This window comes from Pseudonocardia halophobica (assembly GCF_050948485.1).
GTDB classification, from domain to species: Bacteria; Actinomycetota; Actinomycetes; order Mycobacteriales; family Pseudonocardiaceae; genus Pseudonocardia; species Pseudonocardia halophobica.
This window is the reverse complement of the sequence record NZ_CP192046.1, coordinates 4,081,504-4,104,488: the sequence shown is the minus strand read 5'-3', so window position 1 is coordinate 4,104,488 and position 22,985 is coordinate 4,081,504. Positions and strand designations below refer to the sequence as shown.

20 protein-coding genes are annotated in these 22,985 nt (G+C 73.7%); 10 read left to right on the top strand and 10 right to left on the bottom strand.

What is annotated here, in order from left to right; genetic code table 11:
• The first annotated feature begins 59 nt into the window (after positions 1 to 59).
• Entirely contained in the window at positions 60 to 1,484 is a 1,425-nt protein-coding gene (gabP, locus tag ACQP04_RS19600) for a GABA permease (RefSeq protein ID WP_433502009.1), read from the top strand.
• Here the strand turns inward: gabP and ACQP04_RS19595 are convergent.
• Positions 1,421 to 3,241: an acyl-CoA dehydrogenase gene (locus ACQP04_RS19595; protein WP_433502008.1), complete on the bottom strand. Its 1,821-nt coding sequence runs from the start codon at positions 3,239 to 3,241 to the stop codon at positions 1,421 to 1,423. The two genes, gabP and ACQP04_RS19595, sit on opposite strands and share 64 nt — an antisense overlap.
• A gap of 77 nt (positions 3,242 to 3,318) precedes the next feature.
• Here ACQP04_RS19595 and ACQP04_RS19590 point away from each other — a divergent pair, with 77 nt between their 5' ends.
• From ACQP04_RS19590 to ACQP04_RS19575, 4 genes are read left to right on the top strand one after another with little or no spacing between them, the layout of a single operon-like run.
• On the top strand, positions 3,319 to 3,963 hold the full coding sequence (locus ACQP04_RS19590; RefSeq protein ID WP_433502007.1) for a TetR/AcrR family transcriptional regulator: 645 nt from the start codon (positions 3,319 to 3,321) through the stop codon (positions 3,961 to 3,963).
• Between the two features lie 4 nt (positions 3,964 to 3,967).
• A complete protein-coding gene (locus ACQP04_RS19585; protein WP_433502006.1) occupies positions 3,968 to 4,756 on the top strand; it encodes a carbon-nitrogen hydrolase family protein in 789 nt (262 codons plus the stop codon).
• A gap of 15 nt (positions 4,757 to 4,771) precedes the next feature.
• Positions 4,772 to 5,614, top strand: a complete 843-nt coding sequence (locus ACQP04_RS19580; protein ID WP_433502005.1) for an MBL fold metallo-hydrolase — start codon at positions 4,772 to 4,774, stop codon at positions 5,612 to 5,614.
• A gap of 28 nt (positions 5,615 to 5,642) precedes the next feature.
• On the top strand, positions 5,643 to 6,638 hold the full coding sequence (locus ACQP04_RS19575) for an adenosine deaminase (protein WP_433502004.1): 996 nt from the start codon (positions 5,643 to 5,645) through the stop codon (positions 6,636 to 6,638).
• 45 nt (positions 6,639 to 6,683) lie between these two features.
• On the opposite strand, the gene ACQP04_RS19570 is transcribed toward ACQP04_RS19575, so the two are convergent.
• Positions 6,684 to 7,970, bottom strand: coding sequence for an acyl-CoA dehydrogenase family protein (locus ACQP04_RS19570; protein WP_433502003.1), 1,287 nt, complete (start codon positions 7,968 to 7,970; stop codon positions 6,684 to 6,686).
• A gap of 248 nt (positions 7,971 to 8,218) precedes the next feature.
• Between ACQP04_RS19570 and ACQP04_RS19565 the strand changes: the two genes are divergently transcribed.
• Together ACQP04_RS19565 and ACQP04_RS19560 are read left to right on the top strand one after the other, a co-directional pair.
• Entirely contained in the window at positions 8,219 to 9,031 is an 813-nt protein-coding gene (locus tag ACQP04_RS19565) for a siderophore-interacting protein (protein WP_433502002.1), read from the top strand.
• A gap of 52 nt (positions 9,032 to 9,083) precedes the next feature.
• Positions 9,084 to 9,665, top strand: coding sequence for an Rv1733c family protein (locus tag ACQP04_RS19560; RefSeq protein ID WP_433502001.1), 582 nt, complete (start codon positions 9,084 to 9,086; stop codon positions 9,663 to 9,665).
• 186 nt (positions 9,666 to 9,851) lie between these two features.
• On the opposite strand, the gene dinB is transcribed toward ACQP04_RS19560, so the two are convergent.
• From dinB to ACQP04_RS19545, 3 genes are all read right to left on the bottom strand, one after another.
• Positions 9,852 to 11,066: a DNA polymerase IV gene (gene dinB / locus ACQP04_RS19555; protein WP_433508402.1), complete on the bottom strand. Its 1,215-nt coding sequence runs from the start codon at positions 11,064 to 11,066 to the stop codon at positions 9,852 to 9,854.
• A 164-nt stretch (positions 11,067 to 11,230) separates the two neighbouring features.
• The gene (locus ACQP04_RS19550; RefSeq protein ID WP_433502000.1) at positions 11,231 to 12,709 is read right to left on the bottom strand and encodes an aldehyde dehydrogenase; all 1,479 of its coding nucleotides are present in this window, start codon (positions 12,707 to 12,709) and stop codon (positions 11,231 to 11,233) included.
• Positions 12,710 to 12,785: 76 nt separating this feature from the next.
• Complete coding sequence (locus ACQP04_RS19545) at positions 12,786 to 14,036, bottom strand: aspartate aminotransferase family protein (RefSeq protein ID WP_433501999.1); 1,251 nt, start codon at positions 14,034 to 14,036, stop codon at positions 12,786 to 12,788.
• A 131-nt stretch (positions 14,037 to 14,167) separates the two neighbouring features.
• Here ACQP04_RS19545 and ACQP04_RS19540 point away from each other — a divergent pair, with 131 nt between their 5' ends.
• The 3 genes from ACQP04_RS19540 to ACQP04_RS19530 all read left to right on the top strand — a co-directional run bounded on the left by ACQP04_RS19540 (position 14,168) and on the right by ACQP04_RS19530 (position 16,054).
• Positions 14,168 to 14,914: a dienelactone hydrolase family protein gene (locus tag ACQP04_RS19540; RefSeq protein ID WP_433501998.1), complete on the top strand. Its 747-nt coding sequence runs from the start codon at positions 14,168 to 14,170 to the stop codon at positions 14,912 to 14,914.
• Positions 14,915 to 14,917: 3 nt separating this feature from the next.
• Positions 14,918 to 15,175 (top strand): DUF6295 family protein, encoded by a 258-nt coding sequence (locus ACQP04_RS19535; protein WP_433501997.1) that lies wholly within the window; start codon positions 14,918 to 14,920, stop codon positions 15,173 to 15,175.
• A 108-nt stretch (positions 15,176 to 15,283) separates the two neighbouring features.
• Positions 15,284 to 16,054: a DUF5995 family protein gene (locus ACQP04_RS19530; RefSeq protein ID WP_433501996.1), complete on the top strand. Its 771-nt coding sequence runs from the start codon at positions 15,284 to 15,286 to the stop codon at positions 16,052 to 16,054.
• A 19-nt stretch (positions 16,055 to 16,073) separates the two neighbouring features.
• Here ACQP04_RS19530 and ACQP04_RS19525 read toward each other — a convergent pair whose 3' ends face one another.
• From ACQP04_RS19525 to ACQP04_RS19505, 5 genes are read right to left on the bottom strand one after another with little or no spacing between them, the layout of a single operon-like run.
• On the bottom strand, positions 16,074 to 17,729 hold the full coding sequence (locus ACQP04_RS19525) for a thiamine pyrophosphate-dependent enzyme (RefSeq protein ID WP_433501995.1): 1,656 nt from the start codon (positions 17,727 to 17,729) through the stop codon (positions 16,074 to 16,076).
• Complete coding sequence (locus ACQP04_RS19520) at positions 17,722 to 19,041, bottom strand: MFS transporter (RefSeq protein WP_433501994.1); 1,320 nt, start codon at positions 19,039 to 19,041, stop codon at positions 17,722 to 17,724. The genes ACQP04_RS19525 and ACQP04_RS19520 overlap by 8 nt, the downstream gene beginning before the upstream one ends.
• On the bottom strand, positions 19,038 to 20,657 hold the full coding sequence (locus ACQP04_RS19515; protein ID WP_433501993.1) for an amidohydrolase: 1,620 nt from the start codon (positions 20,655 to 20,657) through the stop codon (positions 19,038 to 19,040). Before ACQP04_RS19515 ends, ACQP04_RS19520 begins: the two co-directional genes overlap by 4 nt.
• A gap of 3 nt (positions 20,658 to 20,660) precedes the next feature.
• Complete coding sequence (locus ACQP04_RS19510) at positions 20,661 to 22,334, bottom strand: urease subunit alpha (RefSeq protein WP_433501992.1); 1,674 nt, start codon at positions 22,332 to 22,334, stop codon at positions 20,661 to 20,663.
• A complete protein-coding gene (locus ACQP04_RS19505; RefSeq protein WP_433501991.1) occupies positions 22,331 to 22,912 on the bottom strand; it encodes an urease subunit gamma in 582 nt (193 codons plus the stop codon). The genes ACQP04_RS19510 and ACQP04_RS19505 overlap by 4 nt, the downstream gene beginning before the upstream one ends.
• Positions 22,913 to 22,985: the final 73 nt, after the last annotated feature.

Sequence of the window (22,985 nt, the reverse complement as noted above, 5' to 3'; positions counted from 1 at the left end):
TTGCGCGGCGTGATGATTCCCGGACGCACTGTCGGGTGAGGCGGTCGAAGGGAGCCGGCATGACGGGGGACTCGCAGCTCAGCGCGGGCCTGAAGAACCGGCACATCACGATGATCAGCATCGCGGGCGTGATCGGGGCGGGCCTGTTCGTCGGCTCCGGCACGGCGATCGCGACGGCGGGGCCGGCGGTGCTGCTGGCCTACGCGTTCGCGGGGCTGCTGGTCGTCCTCGTGATGCGGATGCTCGGCGAGATGGCGGCCGCGACCCCGGACCCGGGCTCCTTCTCCACCTACGCCGACCGCGCGATCGGTCGCTGGGCCGGGTTCAGCGTCGGCTGGTTGTACTGGTGGTTCTGGGTGCTGGTCATCCCGGTGGAGGCGACGGCGGCCGCCACGATCCTCAACTCGTGGATCACGGCCGTGCCGCAGTGGACGTGGGCGCTGGTCATCACCCTGCTGCTGACGGTCACGAACCTGTTCAACGTGGCCAACTACGGCGAGTTCGAGTTCTGGTTCGCGCTGCTCAAGGTGGTCGCGATCGTCGCGTTCATCGCGATCGGCGTGCTCGCCGTGCTCGGGATCCTGCCCGGCACGCAGGTCAGCGGCGTCAGCCGCCTCTGGGACGCCGGCGGCTTCCTGCCCAACGGCGTGGGCGCCGTCGTCGCCGCCGTGCTCATCACGATGTTCAGCTTCATGGGCACGGAGATCGTGACCATCGCGGCGGCGGAGTCCGAGAACCCGGCCGAGAAGATCGGCCGGGCCACGCGCTCGGTGATCTGGCGGATCTCGGTCTTCTACCTGGCGTCGATCCTGCTGGTCGTGGCCCTGGTCCCGTGGACAGACCCGGGGCTGCCGCAGAACGGCTCGTACCAGACCGCCCTCGACGCCATCGGCGTCCCGGGCGCCAAGCTGATCGTCGACGTCGTGGTGCTGGTCGCCGTCGCGAGCTGCCTGAACTCGGCGCTCTACACCGCCTCGCGGATGATCTACTCGCTCGGCCGCCGCGGGCAGGCCCCGCGGGCGGTCATGCGAACCACCGCGGGCGGCGTGCCGCGGATCGCCGTGCTCGCGTCCACGGCCGTCGGCTTCCTCACCGTGATCGCGAACTACGTCTTCCCCGAGGAGGTCTTCTCGACGCTCCTCGCGACGTCCGGCGCCATCGCGCTGCTCGTCTACCTCGTGATCGCCGTGTCGCAGCTGCGGATGCGCCGCCGGCTGGAGCGGGAGGACGCCGCGCTCCCCGTGCGGATGTGGGCCTACCCCGTGCTGACCTGGGCGGTCATCGTCGTGATCCCGGTGATCCTGGTCTACATGGCCTTCCGCGAGGGCTCGCGCTTCGACCTGGCGATGACGGCGCTGATCGCCGTGGCCGTGGTCGTCGTGGGGATCGTGCTCACCCGCCGCGCCGGGCCGGACCCCGCTCAGAGCCAGGCGGGGTCGGTGTCGAGCGAGGTCCGGTCGAGCGAGGCCAACAGGTCCAGCTGAGGGCCGACCTTCGGCAGCTCGAACCGGAAGAAGTACCGCGCGGCGGCGCGCTTCCCGCGGCCGAGGTCGTCGTCCCGCCCGGCCGCGGCCAGCAGCTGTTCGAGCCAGACCCAAGCGACGACGACGTGCCCGGCCGCCTCGAGGTAGACCGACGCGTTGGCCAGCCGCTCCTCGGCGTCCGGATGGGCGTGCAGCACGGCCGTGACCTCGACGAGCCGGGCCAGCGCGGCCCGCAGCGCCGCGGCGTACTCGGCGGCGTCCCCGCCGGCCTCGGCCGCCCGCGAGATCGTGGCGGAGAGCGTCTCCTGCAGCGCGGTGAACCCGGCACCGCCGGCCATGACGACCTTGCGGCCGAGCAGGTCGGCGGCCTGGATGCCGTGCGTGCCCTCGTGGATCGGGTTGAGCCGGTTGTCCCGGTAGTGCTGCTCGACGTCGTACTCGCGGGTGTAGCCGTAGCCGCCGTGCACCTGGATGGCGAGCGAGTTGGCCTCCGGCCCCCACTGCGAGGGCCAGCTCTTGGCGATCGGGGTGAGCGTCTCGAGCAGCAGGTGCGCCCGGGCCCGCTCCGCCTCGGTCGGCGCCGTGCGCTCCTCGTCGACGAGCAGGCCGCAGTAGAGGACGAGCGCGAGCGCACCCTCGGCGTAGGCCTTCTGGGCGAGCAGCATCCGGCGCACATCGGCGTGCCGGACGATCGGGACCATCGGGGCGGCCGGGTCCTTGGCCCCGGCCGGACGGCCCTGCGGGCGGGATCTCGCGTAGTCCAGCGACTTCAGGTACCCGGTGTACGCGAGCGCGGCCGCGCCCGCACCGACCCCGATCCGGGCCTCGTTCATCATGTGGAACATGGCGGCCAGCCCGCCGCCGGCCGGGCCCACGAGGTACCCGACCGCTCCCGGTTCGCCGCCCGGGGTGTGCGCGCCCTCGCCGAGGTTGAGCAGGGTGTTGACGGTGCCGCGGTAGCCCATCTTGTGGTTCAGCCCGACCAACGCGACGTCGTTGCGCTCGCCGGGCCTCCCGTCGGCGTCGAGCAGGTACTTGGGCACCAGGAACAGCGAGATGCCCTTCACCCCGGCCGCGCCGCCCGGGATCTTGGCCAGCACCATGTGGACGATGTTCTCGCCGAGCTCGTGCTCGCCGCCGGAGATCCACATCTTGGTGCCGCGCAGCCGGTAGGTGCCGTCGGGCTGCGGCTCGGCGCGGGTGGTGATGTCGGCGAGCGACGACCCGGCCTGCGGCTCCGACAGGCACATCGTCCCGTGGAAGCGGCCCTCGAGCATCGGCGGCACCCAGGTCGCGATCTGCTCCGGCGTGCCGTGGGCCTGCAGAAGGTTGGCGTTGGCCACGGTGAGCATGGCGTAGGCCCAGGTGCCGATGTTGGCGGCGTGGAACCAGGCCTGCACCGCCGTGCCGACGACGTGGGGCAGCTGCAGCCCGCCCACCTCGGCGTCCATCGTCGCGGACAGCAGGCCGGCCTCGGCGGCGGCGCGCAGGGCGGGCGCGACCTCCTCGTGCAGGCGGACCCGCCCGACTCCGTCGGTACTGACGAACTCGGGCTCCTCGGCGTCGTTGCGCTTGTTGTGCGGCGCGAACTGCTCCGCGGCGAGGTCGGCGGCCAGCTCCAGGACCGCGTCGACCGTCTCGCGCGAGTGCTCGGCGAACCGCTCACGCTTGGTCAGCTCGTCCACGTGCAGCCAGTCGTGCAGCAGGAACCGCACGTCGTGGCGGGACAGGATGAGGTCGCGGTCGTCCCGTGCCATCGTCGCTCCCGAGTGGTTACTGATCGATCAGTAAGTAGAGTGGGCGCGTCGGGCGGCGGCGTCAAGGGGAGCGGGCCATGGGGCAGGTCACGGCGGACAGCACGAGGGCGGGCGAGCGGATCCTCGCCGGCCTCGACCTGTGGGCGGAGTGGCCGACGGCGACGCAACGGGCGATCGTCGGGGCCGCCCTGGAGTCGTTCGCCGAGCGGGGCTTCCACGGCACGTCGCTCAAGCACATCGCGCAGGGCTCCGGGCTGAGCACGGCCGCGCTGTACGTGCACTTCGCCTCGAAGGAGGAGCTGCTCTTCGCGCTGAGCCGGCGCGGCCACACCATCGCCCTGGAGCTCGTCCGGGCGGCCGCCGCGGAACCCGATCCGGGGGAGGCGATGCGGGTGCTGGTCTACTCCTTCACCCGGTGGCACGCCGAGCAGCGCACGACCGCCCGCGTCGTGCAGTACGAGCAGGGCGCGCTCACCGCCCCGCACGCCGAGGTGGTCGCGGAGCTGCGCGGGGACACCGAGCGGGTCGTCCGCGGCGTGATCGATCGTGGTGTCGCGGCGGGCGCGTTCACCGTGCCCGACGTCCGCGGGGCCGGCGCCGCCGTGCTCTCCCTCGGCATCGACGTCGCCCGGTGGTTCGTCCCGGGCGGGCCGTGGACGCCCGACGCGCTGGGCCTGCTGTACGCAGGGTTGGCGGGCCGCATGCTCGGGATGCCAGCCTGAGGTCATGCGGATCGCCCTGGCCCAGATCGTCTCGACCCCGTCGCCGGAGGAGAACCTCGGGCTCGTCGCGGACGGGGCCCGTGCGGCCGCCGCGGCCGGTGCGCGCATCGTCGTGTTCCCCGAGGCCACGATGTGCTGCTTCGGCGTGAAGCTCGGTCCCGTCGCCGAGCCGCTCGACGGCCCGTGGGCGGACCGGGTGCGGGCGATCGCCGAGGAGGCCGGGGTCACCGTGGTCGCCGGCATGTTCACCCCGGCCGAGGACGGGCGCGTGCACAACACGCTGCTGGTCACCGGCGGCGGGGTCGAGGCGTCCTACGAGAAGATCCACCTGTTCGACGCCTTCGGGTTCGCCGAGTCGGACACCGTCGCCCCGGGCACGGGGCTGCGCACGATCCAGGTCGACGGCCGCACGCTCGGCCTCACCACCTGCTACGACCTGCGCTTCCCGGGCCTGTACCAGGAGCTGGGCGACCGCGGGGCGCACCTGGTCCTGGCGCCGGCGTCGTGGGGCGCCGGGCCGGGCAAACGGGAGCAGTGGGACCTGCTGGTGCGCGCCCGGGCCCTGGACTCGACGGCCTTCGTGGCCGCCTGCGACCAGGCCGACCCCGAGACCGTCGGCCGGGAGCGCGGGAAGGCACCGACGGGGATCGGTGCGAGCCTGGTGGCGAGCCCGTACGGCGCGGTGGTCGCGCAGCTGGGGGAGGAGCCCGGGCTGCTCGTAGCCGACGTCGACCTGGACGAGGTCGACGCGGCCCGCAAGGCCATCCCCGTCCTGGCCAACCGCCGGTTCTAGAGAGGGGTGGGCGCGATGTCCTGGACCGTCGACGGTGTGCGGATCAGCCGGGTGGTGGAGCACGTGATGCCCTTCCCGATCGACTTCTTCGCCGAGGCCACCGCGGCCGACGTGGCCGCGGAGCCGGACCTCGCGCTCGACTTCGTCGACGCCCACGGCCGGTACCGGATGAGCCTGCACTCCTACCTGCTCGAGACGGACGGCCGGCGCATCGTCGTCGACACCTGCTGCGGGAACGGGAAGGTCCGCCCGCTGATCCCCGAGTTCGACCACCGCACCGGCCCGTACCTGGCCGATCTCGTGGTCGAGGGCTTCGCGCCCGACACCGTCGACGCGGTCGTCTGCACGCACCTGCACCTCGACCACACCGGCTGGAACACCCGTCTCGTCGACGGCGAGTGGGTGCCCACCTTCCCCCGCGCCCGGTACCTGCTCGGGGCGGCCGACATCGAGGCGTGGGGACGCTCCGACGACCCGCTGCACGCCCCGGCGTTCGCCGACTCCGTCCGGCCGGTGCTCGACGCGGGACTCGTCGATCCGGTCGAGGGCGACCTCCCGCTCGTCGGCCCGATCCGGCTGCGGGCCACGCCGGGACACACGCCGGGCCACCTCAGCGTCTGGATCGGCGACCGGTGCGTGATCACCGGCGACGTCCTGCACCACCCGATCCAGTGCCGGCACCCCGGGTGGACGGCGACGGGCGACGGCGACCCGGACCTCGCGCGGGCGACCCGGAGGGCGCTGCTGGAGGAGGCGGCGTCCGCGGACGCGTTGGTGCTCGGCACGCACTTCGCCGGCAGCAGCGCGGGGCACGTGGTGCGCGACGGCGACGCGTACCGGTTCGTGGCCGAGGACTGAACCCGAGCGCCGGGGGAAGGTTCGCAGGATGAGCGCTCCCACCCCGCCCACGGCCGAGCTGCACCTCCACGTCGAGGGCACGATCGAGGCCGAGCTGCTGGTGCGGCTCGCCGACCGGGACGGCCTCCCGCTGCCCTCCCGCGACCCCGCCGTGCTGCGGGAGCGGTACGAGCACTTCGCCGACCTGCAGTCCTTCCTCGACGTGTACTACGCGAACCTCGCCGTGCTCCGCACCGAGGAGGACTTCCACGACCTGGCGACGGGCTACCTCGACCGTGCGCGGGACGCGGGGGTGCGGCGGGCCGAGGTGTTCTTCGACCCGCAGACGCACGTCGACCACGGGGTGCCGCTCGAGGCGGTGATCCACGGGCTGAGCAGCGCCTTCTCCGCGGCCGTGGAGACGCACGGGGTGTCCGCGGCGATGATCCTCTGCTTCCTGCGCGACCTCGGCCCGGAGGCGGCGGAGGAGATCCTTCGGGCGGCGCTGCCCTTCCGCGAGCACTTCATCGGCGTCGGGCTGGACTCGGCGGAGGTCGGGTACCCGCCGTCGCTCTTCACCCGCGTCTACGCGATGGCCGCCTCCGAGGGCCTGCACCGGGTGGCGCACGCGGGGGAGGAGGGCGGCCCGGACTACGTCCGCGAGGCCCTCGATCTGCTCCATGTCGAGCGGGTCGACCACGGCATCCGTGCCATGGAGGACCCGGAGCTGGTGGCGCGGCTGCGCGAGGAGCGGATCCCGCTGACGGTGTGCCCGCTGTCCAACGTGTCCCTGCGGGCCGTCGACACGCTCCCCGACCACCCGCTCCCGCGGATGCTCGACGAGGGACTCGTCGCGACCGTGAACAGCGACGACCCGGCCTACTTCGGTGGGTACGTCGACGAGAACTACCGGGCCGTCGCCCGCGACCTCGGCCTCGACCGGTCGCGGCTCGCCCAGCTCGCCCGCAACTCCGTCGACGCCACCTTCGCACCGGAGGAGGACAAGCGGCGCTGGCACGCCGAGATCGAGGACTGGGCGGGCTGAGTTGCGCCGGCCGGGATCCCCCGTCGGATCCCGGCCGGAGCGGGCTCAGTTGTTCGCCGTGGCGAGCTCGAGGTACTCGGCGAACTTCGTGCGGGCGGCCTCGGTGCGCGTCGGCACGTGCTCGGACGGCACGTCGTGGGCCTCGTAGCCGCGCAGGATCCGCTTGGCGACGGTGGCCTTGTGCACCTCGTCCGGGCCGTCGTAGATACGGGCGGCGCGGGCGGCCCGGTACATCTGCTCCAGCGGCAGGTCGCCGGAGAACCCGAGCGAGCCGTGGATCTGGATGGCGCGGTCGATCACGTCGTGGAGCACCTTCGCGCCCCAGAACTTGATGATCGCGATCTCGTTCCGGGCGTTCGACGCGCCGACCTGGTCCATCTTCCACGCCGCCTGCAGGGTCAGCAGCCGCGCGGCCTGCATCTCCGCCGCCGAGGTCGCGACCCAGTCCTGGATCATCTGCTTGTCGGCGAGCACCGAGCCGTGCGCGTAGCGCGACACCGCACGCTCGCACAGCATGTCGAACGCGCGCTTCGACTGGCCGAGCCAGCGCATCGCGTGGTGGATGCGGCCCGGGCCGAGGCGCTGCTGGGCCAGCTTGAAGCCGTCGCCGGGGTTGCCGACGAGGTTCTCCTTCGGCACCCGCACGTTGTCGTAGATGATCTCCGCGTGCCCGCCCTCGAGACGCGGGTGCACCGTCGAGTGGTCCATGACCGGGATGTCGCGGAGGATGTTCACGCCGGGCGTGTCCGTCGGCACGATGATCATCGACGAGCCCTGGTAGGGCGAGACGTCCGGATCCGTGACCGCCATCACGATGAGGAAGTCGGCGGCCGAGGCGTTCGACGAGAACCACTTGTGGCCGTTGATCACGTACTCGTCGCCCTCGAGCACCGCGCGCGTGGTGAGGAGGGTGGGGTCGGCACCGGCGCCCGGCTCCGTCATCGAGAAGCAGGAGCGCAGCTCACCGCGCAGCAGCGGGTGCATCCACTGCTCCTTCTGCTGCGGCGAGCCGCCGATGGCGAGCAGCTCGGCGTTGCCCGAGTCCGGCGCCTGGTTGCCGAAGATGCCCGGCGCGAACTTGCACTGGCCCAGGATCTCGTGCATCAGACCCAGCTTGACCTGCCCGAACCCGCCGCCACCGAGCTCCGGCGGCAGGTGCGCCGCCCACAGGCCCTGCTCCTTGACCTTCTCCTTCATCGGAGCGGTGATGCGGGCGTAGGTCTCGCGGTCGATGTCCAGGGTCTCGAGCGGGATGATCTCCTCCCGGACGAACTCCTGCATCCACTCCAGCTTCTTCTCGAACTCCGGCTCGGTGGAGAAGTCCCACGCCATCGTGCCCGCACCTCCGCGACTCGCTTCGCCGACGCCTGCGTCGGTCGTTGCCTGGAGGCTAGTTGATGCAGGCGCCTTACGGCAGACCCCTCGTCGAAAGCCGGAGTGTGTCGAGCGCCGCGTCGAGCGCGGCCTCGAGATCGAGATGCGACGGGCGGTCCGATCGGGGGCGGTGGATCGACGGCGGGGTCCGGATTGGTTAGCCTCACCTCCGTTCCCCGAACGTCGTCCGTGGAGGTCCGCACGACATGGCCACCGAGCTGGAGAACGGGCCCGTCACCGTCGTGACGGAGACCGTCGAGCGGCTGTCGCCGACCCTGGTGCGCGTGGGCCTGGGCGGTCCCGGGCTCGCCGGCCTCGACTCGCTCGGGGTGCCGGACGAGGCCCTGGTCCTGCGGTTCCCCGGCGCCGAGGTCGGCCGCTGGTACACCGTGCGGCGGTGGGAGCCGGCTCGGTTGACCGTCGACATCGTGCTGCACCCCGGCGGGATCGGTGGCGAGTGGGCCGCGCTGGCACGCGTCGGCGACGAGCTGGAGATCACGCACCGCAACAGCTGGTTCCGCCGGCCCGAGGGGGCGCGCTGGCAGCTGCTGCTCGGCGACGTCACGGCGCTCCCCGCGATCGGCCGGATCGTCGAGGAGTCGGCGGACCGGCTCCCGACCACCGTGCTCGTCGAGGTGCCGGACCGCGAGGACGCCCAGGAGCTGCCCGGCGCCCAGGTGCGGTGGATGCACACCGCCGGGCTGGGGCACACGCCGAGCCGGCTGGACGAGCTCGTGCGCGGCGCCCGGCTGCCGCCCGGTCCCGGTTACGTCTACGTCGCGGGGGAGGCCTCGGCGACCCGGGCGGTGCGCCGCTACCTGCGTCAGGAGCTCGGGCTGCCGGCCGGTTCCTACGGGGTCGTCGGGTACTGGCGCGCCGAGTCCGAGAAGTGGTTCGCGCGGGTCGCCGAGACCGGCACCGACACCGCCGCCATCTACGCCGAGGAGCTCGACGCGGGCGGCGACCCGGAGGACGTCCGCGCCCGCTACGAGGAGCGTCTCGCCACCCTCGGGCTGTGACGGCCAGGGTCCCTGCGTAACGGGGAGGGTGGGCCCCGACGAGATCCCGGCCGTGGAGAGGCGACGCCGCGGGCTGCCGCGCAGGCGGACGGACCGGATCGAGGACGTCGTGGCCGTCCTGCTGTGCGGTCTCGGGGTCGTCGCGATGGTGCTCGCCGGGCTGGTCGGCACCGCCGCGCACGGCGCCGTGTCCGCACGGGCGTACCAGGAGGCGGCGGACCGCAGCCGGGTGGTCGTGACGGTCGTCGAGCCCGTGGACCTCGCCGGGTCGACGGAGGGCGTGGGCCCGGGCACCCGCCGCGCCACGGCCACCTGGACCGCGCCCGACGGCACCGCACGCGCCGGCGAGGTCACGATCCCGATGAGCGCCAAGGCCGGCTCGGCCGTCCCGGTGTGGGTGGACCGCGCCGGCACGCCCGCGCCCGCGCCGACCTCGCCCCGCGCCGGCCTGCTCGTCGGCGTGGTGGCCGCCGGTTGGGTCGCCGTTGCCGGCGTGCTCCTGCTCCTGGCCGCGTGGCGGCTCGTGCAGCGTTGGACCGCCCACCGCAACGACGCCGAGTGGACCCGCCGGTGGGCCGAGGTCGAGCCGGAGTGGTCGGGCCGCACGGCGGGACCGGCGGACCGGACCGGCTGATCAGGCACGCGGCACCGGCTCGCGTCCGGGTCCCCTGCACTTCACCCCGATGTCCGGAGCGTTCACGCGCCCGCAACGAACCCGACGGGCAACTCCCGGCGCCTCCGCTCGTTGAACCGAGTGCCGGTATCGGCGGGGACTGGGGAGCCCCCTCGCCGATACCGGCAGATCCGGCTCCGGGGCCGGTCAGCCGTCCGGCAGGATCGGCACCTCCAACCCCTGGTCGCGGCCCAGTCGCGCCGCCCGCGTGACGGACTCCGACCCGAACCGGGTCCGCAGCGAGTCCAACGTCCGGTCGAGCTCCGGCCCGCTCGTGCGGTTGAAGGGCAGGGCGAGCTGCATCGCGTCCTCCGTGTCGAGGTTCGTGAGCGAGATCCCGATGAGCGTGAGCCCGCGGTCGAGGATCATGCTCAACGACTCGCGGAGCAGCCGCCGCGCGGCCTCGAGCAGGGTCGGGGTGTGGTCCGTGGCCCGGGCGAGCGTGTGCGAGCGGGTGGCCCGGGTGTAGTCGCCGAAGCGCAGCCGCAGGACGACCGTGCGGCAGGTCCGGTCCGCCCCGCGCAGCCGCTTGCCGAGCCGGTCGACGATCCCGGCCAGGATCGCGTCCATCTCCTCCGGCGAGCGGAAGCGACGGCCGAGCGCCCGCTGGGAGCCGATGGACCGGCGGCGCCGGCCGGTCTCGACCACCCGCGGGTCGTGGTTGTGGGCCAGCGCGTGCAGGTGCCGTCCGCTCGCCCGGCCGAGCAGCGAGACCAGCGCCGGTTCGCCGAGGTCGGCCACCTCGCCGACGGTGCGGATCCCCAGCGCGTGCAGTTTCGCCGCGGTGACCTTCCCGACGCCCCACAGCCGCTCGACGGGCAGCGGGTGCAGGAAGTCCAGCTCGCCGCCCGGCGGGACCTCCAGCAGCCCGTCCGGCTTCGCGACCCCGCTGGCCACCTTCGCCAGGAACTTCGTGCAGGCCACGCCGACCGTGATCGGCAGGCCCGCCTCGGCCAGCACCCGGGCCCGCAGCCGCTCGGCGATCGCCACCGGCGCGCCCGCGATCCGCCACAGGCCCCCGACGTCGAGGAACGCCTCGTCGATCGACAGTCCCTCGACCACCGGCGTGGTGTCCTTGAAGATCGCGAAGACCGCCTTGCTGGCCTCGCCGTAGGCCGAGAACCGCGGCGGCACCACGATCGCGTGCGGGCAGAGCGCCCGGGCCTGCCGGCCGCCCATCGCGGTGCGTACGCCGAAGGCCTTGGCCTCGTAGCTGGCGGCGAGCACCACCCCGCCGCCGACGATCACCGGCCGCCCGCGCAGCCGCGGTGCGTCCCGCTGCTCGACCGACGCGTAGAAGGAGTCGAGGTCGGCGTGCAGGATGCTCGCCTCGGCGCGACTCTCGATCCGGGACACGAACAGATGTTCGCATGCGCCCCTGACAGAAACCGCCCCCGATCGCACGAACGGCGCGTTCGCTCACACCTACTGAACGAACGCGCCGCTCACCCACATCGAGCCTCGCCGGCACGAGCGGCGCTCTCGCTCACCAGGTATGAGCGAGAGCGCCGTTCGCTCGTTCAGGTCTAGCCGAGGGTGAAGGGGTCCCTCGTGCCGCCCGTGAGCTCCACCCAGACCGACTTGTTCTCCAGGTACTCGTCGACCGCGGCGACGCCGTTCTCCCGGCCCAGCCCGGAGGCGCCGAAGCCGCCGAAGGGCACGCTGGGCGCCACCACGCGGTAGGCGTTGATCCACACCGAGCCCGCCCGGATCCGCGCGGCGACCCGGTGCGCCCGGTGCACGTCCTTGGTCCACACGGCGCCGGCCAGGCCGTAGGGCGTGTCGTTGGCCAGCTTCACCGCCTCGTCCTCGTCGGTGAAGGTGTAGGCGGACAGGACCGGGCCGAAGACCTCCTCGCGCACCACCGTCGACGCGGGGCCGACGCCCGTGAGCACGGTCGGTTTCACGAAGTACCCGCCGAGCCCGTCCTCGGCCGCCCCGCCGTACGCGACGGTCGCGCCCTCGTCCTGCGCCGTCCGCAGGTAGCCCAGGACCTTCTCGTACTGCGGGGCGTTGGCGACCGGGCCCATCTCGGTCTCCGGGTCGTTCGGGTCGCCGAGCTTGATGGTGGCCGCGCGCTCGGCCACGAGCCGGACCAGCTCGTCGTGCACCGACTCGTGGACGATCAGCCGCGACCCGGCCATGCAGGTCTGCCCGGTCGCCGCGAACACGCCCGCGATCAGCCCGTTCGCCGCGGCCTGCAGGTCGGCGTCGGGGAACACGATCTGCGGCGACTTCCCGCCGAGCTCCAGGGTGACCTTGTTGAGGTTCTCCGCCGCGGCGTGCGCGACCGCGCGCCCGGTCGCCGTCGAGCCGGTGAAGGCCACCTTGTCGACGCCCGGGTGCCCGGCCAGGTGCGCGCCGACCTCCCGGCTCAGCCCGGTCACCACGTTGACGACGCCGGGCGGGAACCTGGCCTGCTCGATCAGCTCGGCGAACCCGAGGGTCGAGGCGGGCGCGTGCTCGGACGGCTTGACCACGATCGTGCAGCCCGCTGCGAGGGCCGGGGCGAGCTTCCACGTCATGAGGAGCAGCGGCGAGTTCCAGGGCGTGATCGCGGCGACCACCCCGACCGGCTCGCGGCGCGTGTACACGAGGTAGTTCGGGTTGGGCGAGGGGATTTGCCGGCCCTCGATCTTGTCGGCCAGCCCGGCGTAGTAGTGGTACCAGGAGCCCAGGCCGTTGAGCTGGCCGATCATCTCCCGGTACAGCTTCCCCGAGTCGTTGACCTCGAGCCGGGCGAGCCGCTCGGCGTTCTCGCCGACCAGGTCGCCGAGCCGGCGCAGCAGCGCGGCCCGCGTGAACCCGGTGGTCCGGCCCCACTCGCCGTCGAGCGCGGCCCGGGCGGCGGCGACCGCGGCGTCGACGTCCTCGGTGCCGGCGTCGGGGATCTCTGCCCAAGGTTCGCCCGTGTAGGGGTTCTGCGACTCGAAGGTGCGCCCCGACGCGGCGTCGGCGGGCTTGCCGCCGATCAGCATGCGGAACCGTTCCAGTCCTGCGCTCATCTGCCGTCCTCCTCGACGTTCCCGGACCGACCCTAGGGGAGTGGCATGCCACACTCCAGGGGCGTCACACGACCCGTCAGAGCACGCCGTCGAGGCCCTTCCGGACGGCGTCGGCCAACAGGTCCAGGTGCTCCTCGGTGGCGGTGAGCGGCGGCGAGAAGCCGAGCGAGGAGATCATCGGCCGGACCAGCACGCCGTGGTCGCGCACGGCGTTCGCGACGGCGCCGGACAGGCCGGGCGTCGCGGCCACCCGCTCCGGGTCGAGCTCGAGCGCGCCGAGGAAGCCCGTGCCGCCCCGGGCGTGGTCGACGAGCGGGTGGTCGGTCAGACCGGTGAGGCGCTCGGCCAGCGGGCCCTCCAGGGCGACGGCCCGGTCGAACAGGCCGTCGCGCTCGTAGACCTGGATCGTCGCGAGCCCGGCGGCGCAGGCGGCGGGGTGCCCGGAGTAGGTCTGGCCGTGCCGGAACACGCGGCCCGGCTCGTCCCAGAACGGGGAGGCCACCCGCCCCGACGCGACGACGCCGCCGAGTGGCTGCACCCCGGACGTCACCCCCTTGGCGAAGACGACGAGGTCCGGCCGCACCCCGAAGCGCTCGACGCCGAACCAGTTGCCGAGCCGGCCGAAGCCGCAGATCACGGCGTCGGCCACGAACAGCACGCCGTGCCGCGCGCACACCTCCGCCGCGGCCTCGACGTAGCCCGGGGGCGGCGGGAGCACCCCGCCCGCGCCGATCACGGGCTCGCAGAAGAAGGCGGCGACCCGCTCGGCGCCGATCTCCCGGATGGTCTCCTCGAGCATCTCGGCGTCGTTCCAGGCCGTCTGCACGACGTCCGGCACGAACGGCGGCGCCACCCGGTTCCCCGGGATGCCGGCGAGCGAGGTCCCGAGCCCGTGCGTGCCGTGGTAGCTGTGCTCGCGGTGCAGCAGGATCGTGCGGTCGGGCTGCCCGGTGAGCGCGAAGTACGCCCGCGCCATCTTGGCGGCGGTGTCGATCGAGTCGCCGCCGCCGCTGGTGAAGAAGACCCGGCCGTCGTCGACGGGCGCGCGGGCCGCGATCTCGTCGGCGAGCCGGAGCGCCGGCTCGTTCGCGAAGTCGGTGAACAGGTGGTAGGCGTCGAGCTCGCGCAGCTGTGCGGCCACGGCGTCGACGATCTCGCGCCTCCCGTGCCCGGCGTTGGCGTACCAGAGGCTGGCGGTCGCGTCGAGGTAGCGGGTGCCGGCGCTGTCCCAGAGCCAGACGTCCTCGGCGCGGGTGATCGTCACCTGCGACCGCCGCACCGCGTGCATGGCGGCGAACGGGTGCCAGAGGGTCTCGGTGCCGGTCACGGCGTCTCCTTCGGATCGGTTCGGGCGGTTCGTCCACGGGGTCGGCGCGGGCTGCGCGGCAGCAGGCTCGCCGGAGCCGCCCCCGGGAGAGTAAGCAGGGCGGGGACACGAGATCTTCGAGGAGGCGCGAAGTGGCGTACGACGCCGTGCTGGCCGAGACCGTGGGCATCCGCGGCCACGGCGACGACCTGGTCGAGGCCTACACCGCCCGGCCGATGGCCCCCGGCCCCCGCGGCGGGGTGGTCGTCATCCACCACATGCCCGGCTTCGACCGGGAGTCGAAGGAGGTCGTGCGCCGGTTCGCGGTGCTCGGCTACGACGCGATCTGCGTCAACCTCTACAGCCGGGAGGCGCCGGGCGCGGCCCCGGACGACGCCGCCGCGACCGCCCGCGCGCACGGCGGCGTGCCGGACGAGCGGTTCGTGGGCGACGCGAAGGCCGCGGCCCGCTGGCTGCGCGACCTGCCGACGTCGAACGGCAAGGTCGGCACGATCGGCTACTGCTCCGGCGGCCGGCAGGCCTTCCTGAGCAGCATCGAGGTCGACGTCCAGGCGGCCGTGGACTGCTACGGCGCGTTCGTCGTCGGGACGCCGCCGGAGGGCTTCCCGCTGCAGGTGCAGCCGCTCGCGGACCGGGTCGGCGAGGTGCGGGCGCCGATCCTGGGCCTGTTCGGCAACGACGACTCCTACCCGACCCCGGAGCAGGTCGACGAGCTGGAGAAGCTGCTGCAGGAGCACGGCAAGACCTACGAGTTCCACCGCTACGACGGCGCCGGGCACGCGTTCTTCTCCGTCGACCGGCCCAGCTACCGGCCGGAGGCGGCGGTCGACGGCTGGCGGCACGTCGAGGCCTTCTTCGCGACCCACCTGGCGGGCTGACCCGTGTGCACCTACTCCACGGAGAAGATCGAGGTCGCCCGCAGCAGCGGGAAGGGGGCCGCGGGCTGGTTCCCGCTGCGCACCGCGACGGTCTACTACGACCACCCCGTCCACGCCCCGGACGAGCACACGGTCAACATCGACTTCCTCAACCCCGAGCAGGGGCCGGGGGCGCGGGTGGCCGTGGAGCTCAGCCTCGACACCGCCCGTGAGCTGCTCGCCGCGCTGCAGACGACCCTGGAGCGCGCCGCCCACCACTGAGCCGCCCACTGCTGCTCCAGAGCCGAAGGTCCGGGCCGTCGGTCGGTATCGCCGGACCGCCGTCCGTGCTCTCCTCCTGCGGGGCGGGTGACGAGGGGAGCACGGACGGTGGCACGGAACCTGGCGGACTGCTGCAGCGACGTCGCGACGATCGCGGACGTGGTCACGGTGCTCGGCGCGATCCGGGACGCGTCGGCCGAGGACATCATGCGTCCGGAGGTCGACGGCATCTCCTGCTTCTCGCGGCTCTACACGATCATCACGCAGAACGTGCTGGACACCGTGGAGGGCCGCAAGCCGAAGCGGGAGTTCAAGGACCCGGACTTCCTGACCCTGCTCGACCTCGAGTTCGCGCGGCGGTACATCGCCGCGATCCGGGCGTACGAGGCCGGCCGCGGGGACACTCCGAAGAGCTGGGACGTGCTGTTCGAGCGCCGGCGCAAGGCCGGCATCGGGCACGTCAACTTCGCCGCCGCGGGCGTGAACGCGCACGTGAACTTCGACCTGGCCTTCGCGCTGCTCGAGACGTGGAAGACGTTCCCGCCGAACCCCGACCGGCGCTCGGACTACGACCAGGTCAACGAGATCTTCGCCGAGGAGATGGACCAGCTCCGCGAGGACTTCGACGCCTTCCTGGCCGAGGTCGCGCCGGACGGCAGCGCGGTCGATCGGTTCGGCAACGCCGCGTCGGACCTCCTCGTCCGGGTCACCCGGGCGCTCGCCTGGGAGGCGGCCGAGGAGGTCTGGGAGCACCACGACGAGAAGCAGGCGGACGGCGGCCAGGCCTACCGGAAGGCCTTCGACCGGATGGAGCGCCGGCTCGACCGCACCGCCTGGATCCTCGGCTGGGGCGTGCTGACCGCACCCGACCTGCCCTGACCCCACGGACGCCGGCACCTCACACCCCGCGCGGCTGGAGGATCTCCGGGTCCACGTCGAGGTGCAGCACCGCGGCCCGGCCCCCCGCGACGGCGGCGAGGGCGCGGTCGAGCGCGGCCGGGACGTCGTCGGTGCGGGAGACCCGCTCGCCGTGCAGTCCGAAGGAGCGGGCCAGTGCGCCGAAGTCCGGATTCACCAGCGCGGTGCCGCTGGGCCGGCCCGGGTGGTGGCGCTGCTGGTGCTGGCGGATCGTGCCGTAGCCCGAGTTGTCCGCGATCACCACGAGCGGCGTGGCGCCGTAGGCCGCGGCGGTGGCGAGCTCCTGGCCGTTCATGAGGAAGCAGCCGTCGCCGGCCACGCAGACGACCTGTCGCCCGGGGTGGACGAGCGAGGCGGCGACGGCGGCGGGCAGCCCGTAGCCCATCGCCCCGTTGCGCGGCGCGAGCAGCGAGGGGAACGAGTGCCGCGGCAGGAACCGCTGCGCCCAGATCGCGTGCTGGCCCGCGCCGTGGGCGACGATCGCGTCCGGCGTCATCCGCTCCGCCAGCGCGGCGGTGGCCACGTCGAGGTCGACGTACTCGCCGCGCACCGGCGCGCCGGGCGTCGCGAACTTCTCACGGGCGGCCCGCAGCCCCTCCCACCACCCCGGCTCCGCGGCGGGTCCCTCGGGGAGCGCGCCGGCGAAGGCGGCCGGGGTCGCCAGCAGGTGCAGGTCGACGCGGCGCTGGTGCGCCCGCAGGTCGGGGTCGGCGGAGACGACGACCGTCGGCGCGTCCGGGTTCCCCCGTGTGTAGCCGCCGGAGAGGACGTCGCCGTACTGCCCGCCGACGAAGAGCAGCAGGTCGGCGCGGTCGAGGGCGTCGAGCAGGCCGGGATCGGAGCCGTAGCCGAACCAGCCGGCGTAGGCGGGACTGTCGTGGTCGACCATGTCCTGGCACCGCCAGTCGGCGACGACCGGGAAGCGCCGCCGCTCGCACCACGCGGTCACGGCGGCCGCCGCGTCGGCCGTCCAGCCGATCCCGCCGACGATCACGAGCGGCCGCTCCGCCCGGCCGAACAGCACCTCGAGCTCCTCGGCCTGGGGTGCGGAGACGGCACCGCCGGAGAAAGCCCGCGCCGGGACGACGGGTGCGGAGGTCTTGGCCGTGAGGACGTCCTCGGGCAGCCCGATCACCACGGGGCCCGACCGGCCCGCCGTCGCCACCGCGAACGCCTCGGCCACCTGCTCGGCCGCGCGCTCCGGCCGGTCGAGGGTGATCACCCGCTTCGCGGTGGTGCCGAACCAGCCGCCGAGGGAGAACTCCTGGAAGGACTCCCGGTCCCGGTCGGCGACCGGGACCAGGCCGACGAGCAGGACCATCGGCGTGGCGTCCTGCCAGGCGGTGTGCACCGCGATGGCCGCGTTGGCCGCGCCCGGGCCGCGGGTCACGGCGACCACGCCGGGACGGCCGGTCAGCCGGGCCTCGGCCAGGGCCATGAACCCGGCGCCGCCCTCCTGCCGGCACACGACCATGTCGATCGGGGAGTCGTGCAGCGCGTCGAGCACCTCGAGGTAGCTCTCGCCGGGCACGCCGTACACGCGCGGCACCCCGAGCGCCTCCAGCTGCGCGACGAGCAGCGCGCCCGCGGTCCGCTCCACATCGGTCCGGACGGCCCCTGCCGACTTCTCACCCACGGATGTCGACCTCCTGCACCTCGTCGTCCCGCCCGAGGGCGACCTTGGGGGCGAGCATGCCCGAGATCGCGGTGATCAGGGCGATCACGATCAGCAGCAGCGCCGCCGTCCACGACGCCCCGCCGGCCCCGGCGAGGAAGGCCGAGGCGACGAGCGGCACGAACCCGCTGACCACGCCGGCGACGTTGGCCGACAGGGCCACGCCGGAGTAGCGGAGCCGGGCCGGGAACAGCTCGGTGAGCAGCGCACCGGAGACGGCGTAGGGGATCGACAGGCAGGCGACGCCCAGGGTCACGCCGATGATCACCAGCGCGGCGGCCTTCGAGTCGATCAACCAGAACATCGGGAACGCGGCGACCGCGGAGATGACACCGCCCGCGACGGTGACCCGGGCCGCCCCGTACCGCTCCGCGAGCCGGCCGCCGGTGATCAGCACGAGGATCTCGACGGCGGCCGCGACCAGCGTGGCGCCCAGCATCAGCGCCTGCGGCAGCTTGAGCGTGGCCGTGCCGTAGCTGATCACGAACGTGGTGGCCAGGTAGAACCCGCCGACGCCGAGGAACGCCGAGCCGGCGCCCACCATCAGCTGCGGGAAGGACCGCAGCAGGACGTCCTTGACCGGCGAGCTCGCCCGCTCGTCCTCGGCCAGCAGCTGCTCGAACAGCGGCGACTCCTCGACCCGGCGCCGCAGGTACAGCGCGACGGCGAGCAGCGGGAAGGCGATCAGGAACGGGATCCGCCAGCCCCAGGAGTCGAAGCTCTCCTTCGGCAGCGCGGACACCGCGAGGAAGGCCCCCGAGGACAGCAGCGTGCCGATGGGCGAGCCGATCTGCGGCATCGCGGCGTAGCGGCCGCGCTTGTCCTTCGGCGCGTGCTCCACGGCGAGGGTGACCGCGCCGCCCCACTCGCCGCCGACCGCGATGCCCTGCAGCAGCCGCAGCACGGTGAGGGCGATCGGGGCGAGGACGCCGATCGACAGGGCGGTCGGCAGCACGCCGATCAGCCCGGTGACGATGCCGATCATCGTGACGGTGACGATCAGGCAGGTCCGCCGGCCGATCCGGTCGCCGAGGTGGCCGAACAGGATCGCGCCCAACGGCCGGGCCGCGAACCCGACGGCGAACGTCGCGAACGCCGCGAGCGTGGCCGCCACCGGTGATCCGGTGAAGAACAGCCGGTTGAACACCAGCGAGGCCGCCGTGCCGAAGAGGAAGAAGTCGTACCACTCGAGGGCGGTGCCGACGAAGGCGCCGAAGGCGACCTTGCGCGCCTCGCGGTCGCTGACGACCGCGGTGCCTGCCGGTGTGCTCATGACATCTCCTGGGTGTCGAGACCGAGCGTGGTGGAGCCGTGGGTGGGACGGCCGCCGAGGAGGGTCGCGACCACCTCGGTCGCGCCGATCCGGTCGGCGGGGACGGCCAGCACGTCGTCGCCGAGGACGACGAGGTCGGCGTGCTTGCCGGGGGTGAGGGAGCCGCGGACCCGTTCGTCGCCGGCGGTCCACGCGGCGTCGAGGGTGTAGGCGCGCAGGGCCGCGGCGGCCGTGACGCGCTCGTCGGGGCCGAGCACCGCGCCGTCGCGCGTGCGCCGCTCGACCATCGACTGCATCCCGAGCAGCGGCGCGCCGAGCGCGACGGGCCGGTCGGAGCTGCCCGGGACGCGCAGGCCGGCACGGTGGAACCCGCCGACCCGGTAGAGCGAGTCGGCGCGGTCCGGTCCGACGGCGGCGGCCATCGTGTCGCCGATCTCGTAGAGGAACCGCGCCTGCGGGACCGGCGTGACGCCGAGGTCGGCCATCCGCGCGATCTGCGCCTCGGTGGTCACGGCGGCGTGCTCGATCCGGTGCCGCACCTCCGGCCGCGGGCGCTCCTTCTGCGCCTCGGCGAAGGTGTCGAGGGCGAGGTCCACGGCCCGGTCGCCGATGGCGTGCGCCGCGACGGTCCAGCCGGACACGTGCGCGTCGACCACGCGCCGGCGCAGCAGCTCCGGATCGTCCTGCAGGTAGCCGTGGGAGTGCCGGTCGCAGAAGGGGTGCAGCATGGCCGCGGTCCGGGCGACGAGCGAGCCGTCGAGGAAGATCTTCATCGGGCCGAGCCGCAGCATGTCGTCGCCGAAGCCGGTGCGCAGGCCGAGGTCGAGGCCGAAGCGGTCCGGGTCGCTCGCGTGCCCGCGCAGCGGGTGCAGGGCGTCGGAGACCGGCATGACCTGCACGCGGACCGGGAGGGGGCCGGCCTGCTGGTAGGCGCCGAGCTCGAGCCCGGACCGGCCGATCCAGCCGCCGCCCACGCCGCACTCGGTGACGTGGGTGAGGCCCTCGGACGCGTAGACCGCGGCCGCCCGGCGGATCGCCGCCGACAGCTCGGCCAGCGGGTGGGGCACCACGAGCTCGCCCACCAGGTTCTGGGCCTGCTCCTCCAGGGTCCCGGTCGGCCCGTCCGCGTCGGTCACGACCACGCCGCCCTCGGGCACCGGCCGGTCCCCGATCAGGTCGAGCACCGGCGAGTTGACCGTGCAGACGTGCCCGGAGCGGTGCTTGAGCCAGACCTTGCGGCCGCCCGCGGCCCGGTCCAGCTCCCGCCGGTGCGGGTGCCCGCCGAGGGTGGTGTCGTCGTAGCCGGAGCCGACCACCCAGGCGTCGGCGGGTAGGGTCGCCGCGCGCTCGGCGACGGCCGCGTACAGCGCGTCGAGGTCCGGCAGGCCGGCGAGTGCGATCTCGGAGAGGGACTGGCCGAACCAGCCCATGTGGTTGTGCGCGTCGCCGAAGCCGGGGACCACGGTGGCGCCCTGCAGATCGATCTCGCGGCGGGCGCGCAGGCCCTCGGGATCGAGGGCGAACACCCTGCCCTGGTGTATCGCGACGGACCGGGCGCGCGGGTGGTCGGCGTCCAGGGTGTGGACGGTCGCGTTGTGCAGCAACAGGTCGATCACTTGTCACCCCAGGTGGTGGAGCCGGGTCAGGGGCAGGGCGGGCGAGCGGTGCAGTGGCACGTCGCGGCCGTCGACGCGCACCGGGATCGGCTCGGGGGCCACCTCGACCTGTGGCGTCGCCGTGTTGTGCAGCATGTCCGCGCAGGTCAGGCCGCGGCTGTCCGCGATGCTCGCGTAGACGCGTCCGGCGGGCAGGCCCGCGCGCTCGGCGTGCTCGGAGACGAAGACGTGCGCCAACCGCGCCGGCGCCGTGCCGAGCCCGCCGTAGAAGGGCCGCATCCGCCGCGGCTGGGTGAGCCGCGTCGAGCCGGAGCCCGAGCCCGCTGCGCCCCAGGCGACGAACCCCGACTTGAGCACCAGGTCGGGCTGCGCGCCGAACCAGACCGGGTTCCACAGCACGAGGTCGGCGAGCAGCCCGGGCCGGACGGAGCCGACGTGGTGCGCGAGCCCGTGCGCGACCGCCGGGTTGTGCGTGAGCTTGGCCAGGTAGCGCAGGACGCGGGCGTTGTTGACGACGTCGGGGCCGGTCTCCCCGGCCAGCGTCGCCTGCACGTGGGCGAGCTGCCAGGTGCGGCGGGCGGTCTCGCCGATCCGGCCCATGCCCAGGGCGTCGGAGTTGACGATCGCGATCGCGCCTGAGTCGTGCAGGGCGTTCTCCGCGGAGATCGCGTGCTCGCGGATGCGGCTGGCCGCGATGCTCGCGTCGCTGGGCACGTGCGCGTGCCCGCGGTGCACCGTGAGGGTCATCGGGCCCAGCTCGGCGACGGTCGACGGGGTGAGCGGCAGCGTCGGCGTCGTCGACGAGGTGAGGACGTTGTCCTTCGAGACGATCTGCAGCAGGTCGGGATGCCCGCCGCCGCCCTCGACGTGGTAGGCGTGCACCGTCCGGCCGCCGACGGCGCCGAGGGTGTCGGCGAGGTAGCCGGACTCGTTGAGGGTGTCGGTGTGCAGGGCGACGGGCAGGTCCGCGCCCTCCGCCACGCCCAGGCAGGTGTCGATCACCGGGGGAGTGGCGCCCCAGTCCTCGTGGATCTTGAACCCGCCGGCGCCGGCGGCCACCGCCTCCTCGAGCAGCGCGGCGCTGGTGGAACTGCCGCGGGCGAGGAACGCGGCGTTGATCGGCACGTCCGCCCAGCCCTCGATCAGGGTGTGGAGGTTGGTGCGGGGGTTGGCGCCGACGTCCCACACCCCGCCCATCCCCATCCCGACCAGCGTGGTCACGCCGGCGGAGAGCGCGGCACCGGCGAGGTCGGCGTTGGACAGGTGCACGTGCGAGTCGACGACGCCGGGGGTGCAGATCAGCCCCTCGCCGGTGATCATGGCGGTGTGGGCGTCGACCTCCAGCTCGACGCCGGCCTGGACCTGCGGGTTTCCCGCCCGGCCGACGCCGACGACCCGGCCGTCCTTGATCCCGATGTTGGTCTTGCGGACGCCGAGCAGCGGGTCGACCAGCACCACCCCGAGGACGATCATGTCCAGGGCGCTGGCCCGGTCGGCGGAGCTGCTGACCAGGGCGCCGTGCCGCGCGGTCTTGCCGCACCCGCCGAGGAGCTCCTCGCCGGGCTCGGTGTCGTCGGCCTCGATCTCGATCCAGAGGTCGGTGTCGGCCAACCGGACCCGGTCGCCCGTCGTCGGCCCGTAGAGGCGGGCGTACTCGCGGCGCTCGACGGTCGTCATGCTCGCGTCCTTCCCATCCGGACCACCGGGACTTGCCGTTCCGCGCCGGCTTCCACCTTCAGCGACGTCCCGGCCGGCAGATCGAGGCGGAAGCTCCCGGCGTCGGCGAGCTCGACCTCCAGCGCCGGGTTGAGCCGGTCGAGCTGGACGTGCGACGACACCCAGATCGCCAGGTGCCCGCGGTTGCGCAGGCGCGCGTTGCCGCGCTCCCGGCCCGGGGCGAGCTCGCGGGGCGGGCCCTCCGCGCGGACGGCCCCCGGCCCGTCGGCGGGCGGGGCACCGAAGGGCTGGTCGACGTGCACGAGCACGGTCCCGTGCGGAAACAGGGCCTCGACCTGCAGCGCCGGCACGGCGGCGGCGACGCCGTCGACCAGGCGGGCCGGGTCGACGACCGTGCGGGCCCGGGCGACGACCTCCTCGTAGGGCAGGTCGTCCCAGGCCATCTCGCAGATCTCGTCGCAGACCAGGGCGATGGCGTCGGGCGCGCCGAGCTTCGCGCCCCGGTCGAGCCGGCGGCGCGCGAGCGACGCCGCGCTGTGCAGCAGCAGCCGCTCGGTCTCTCGCGGGGTCAGGTGCACGGGCACAGCCTGGCCGTTCCGCAGTCGATCCGGTAGCACTTCGCGCAGCGCGATGTGAGCTGGATGATGTGCA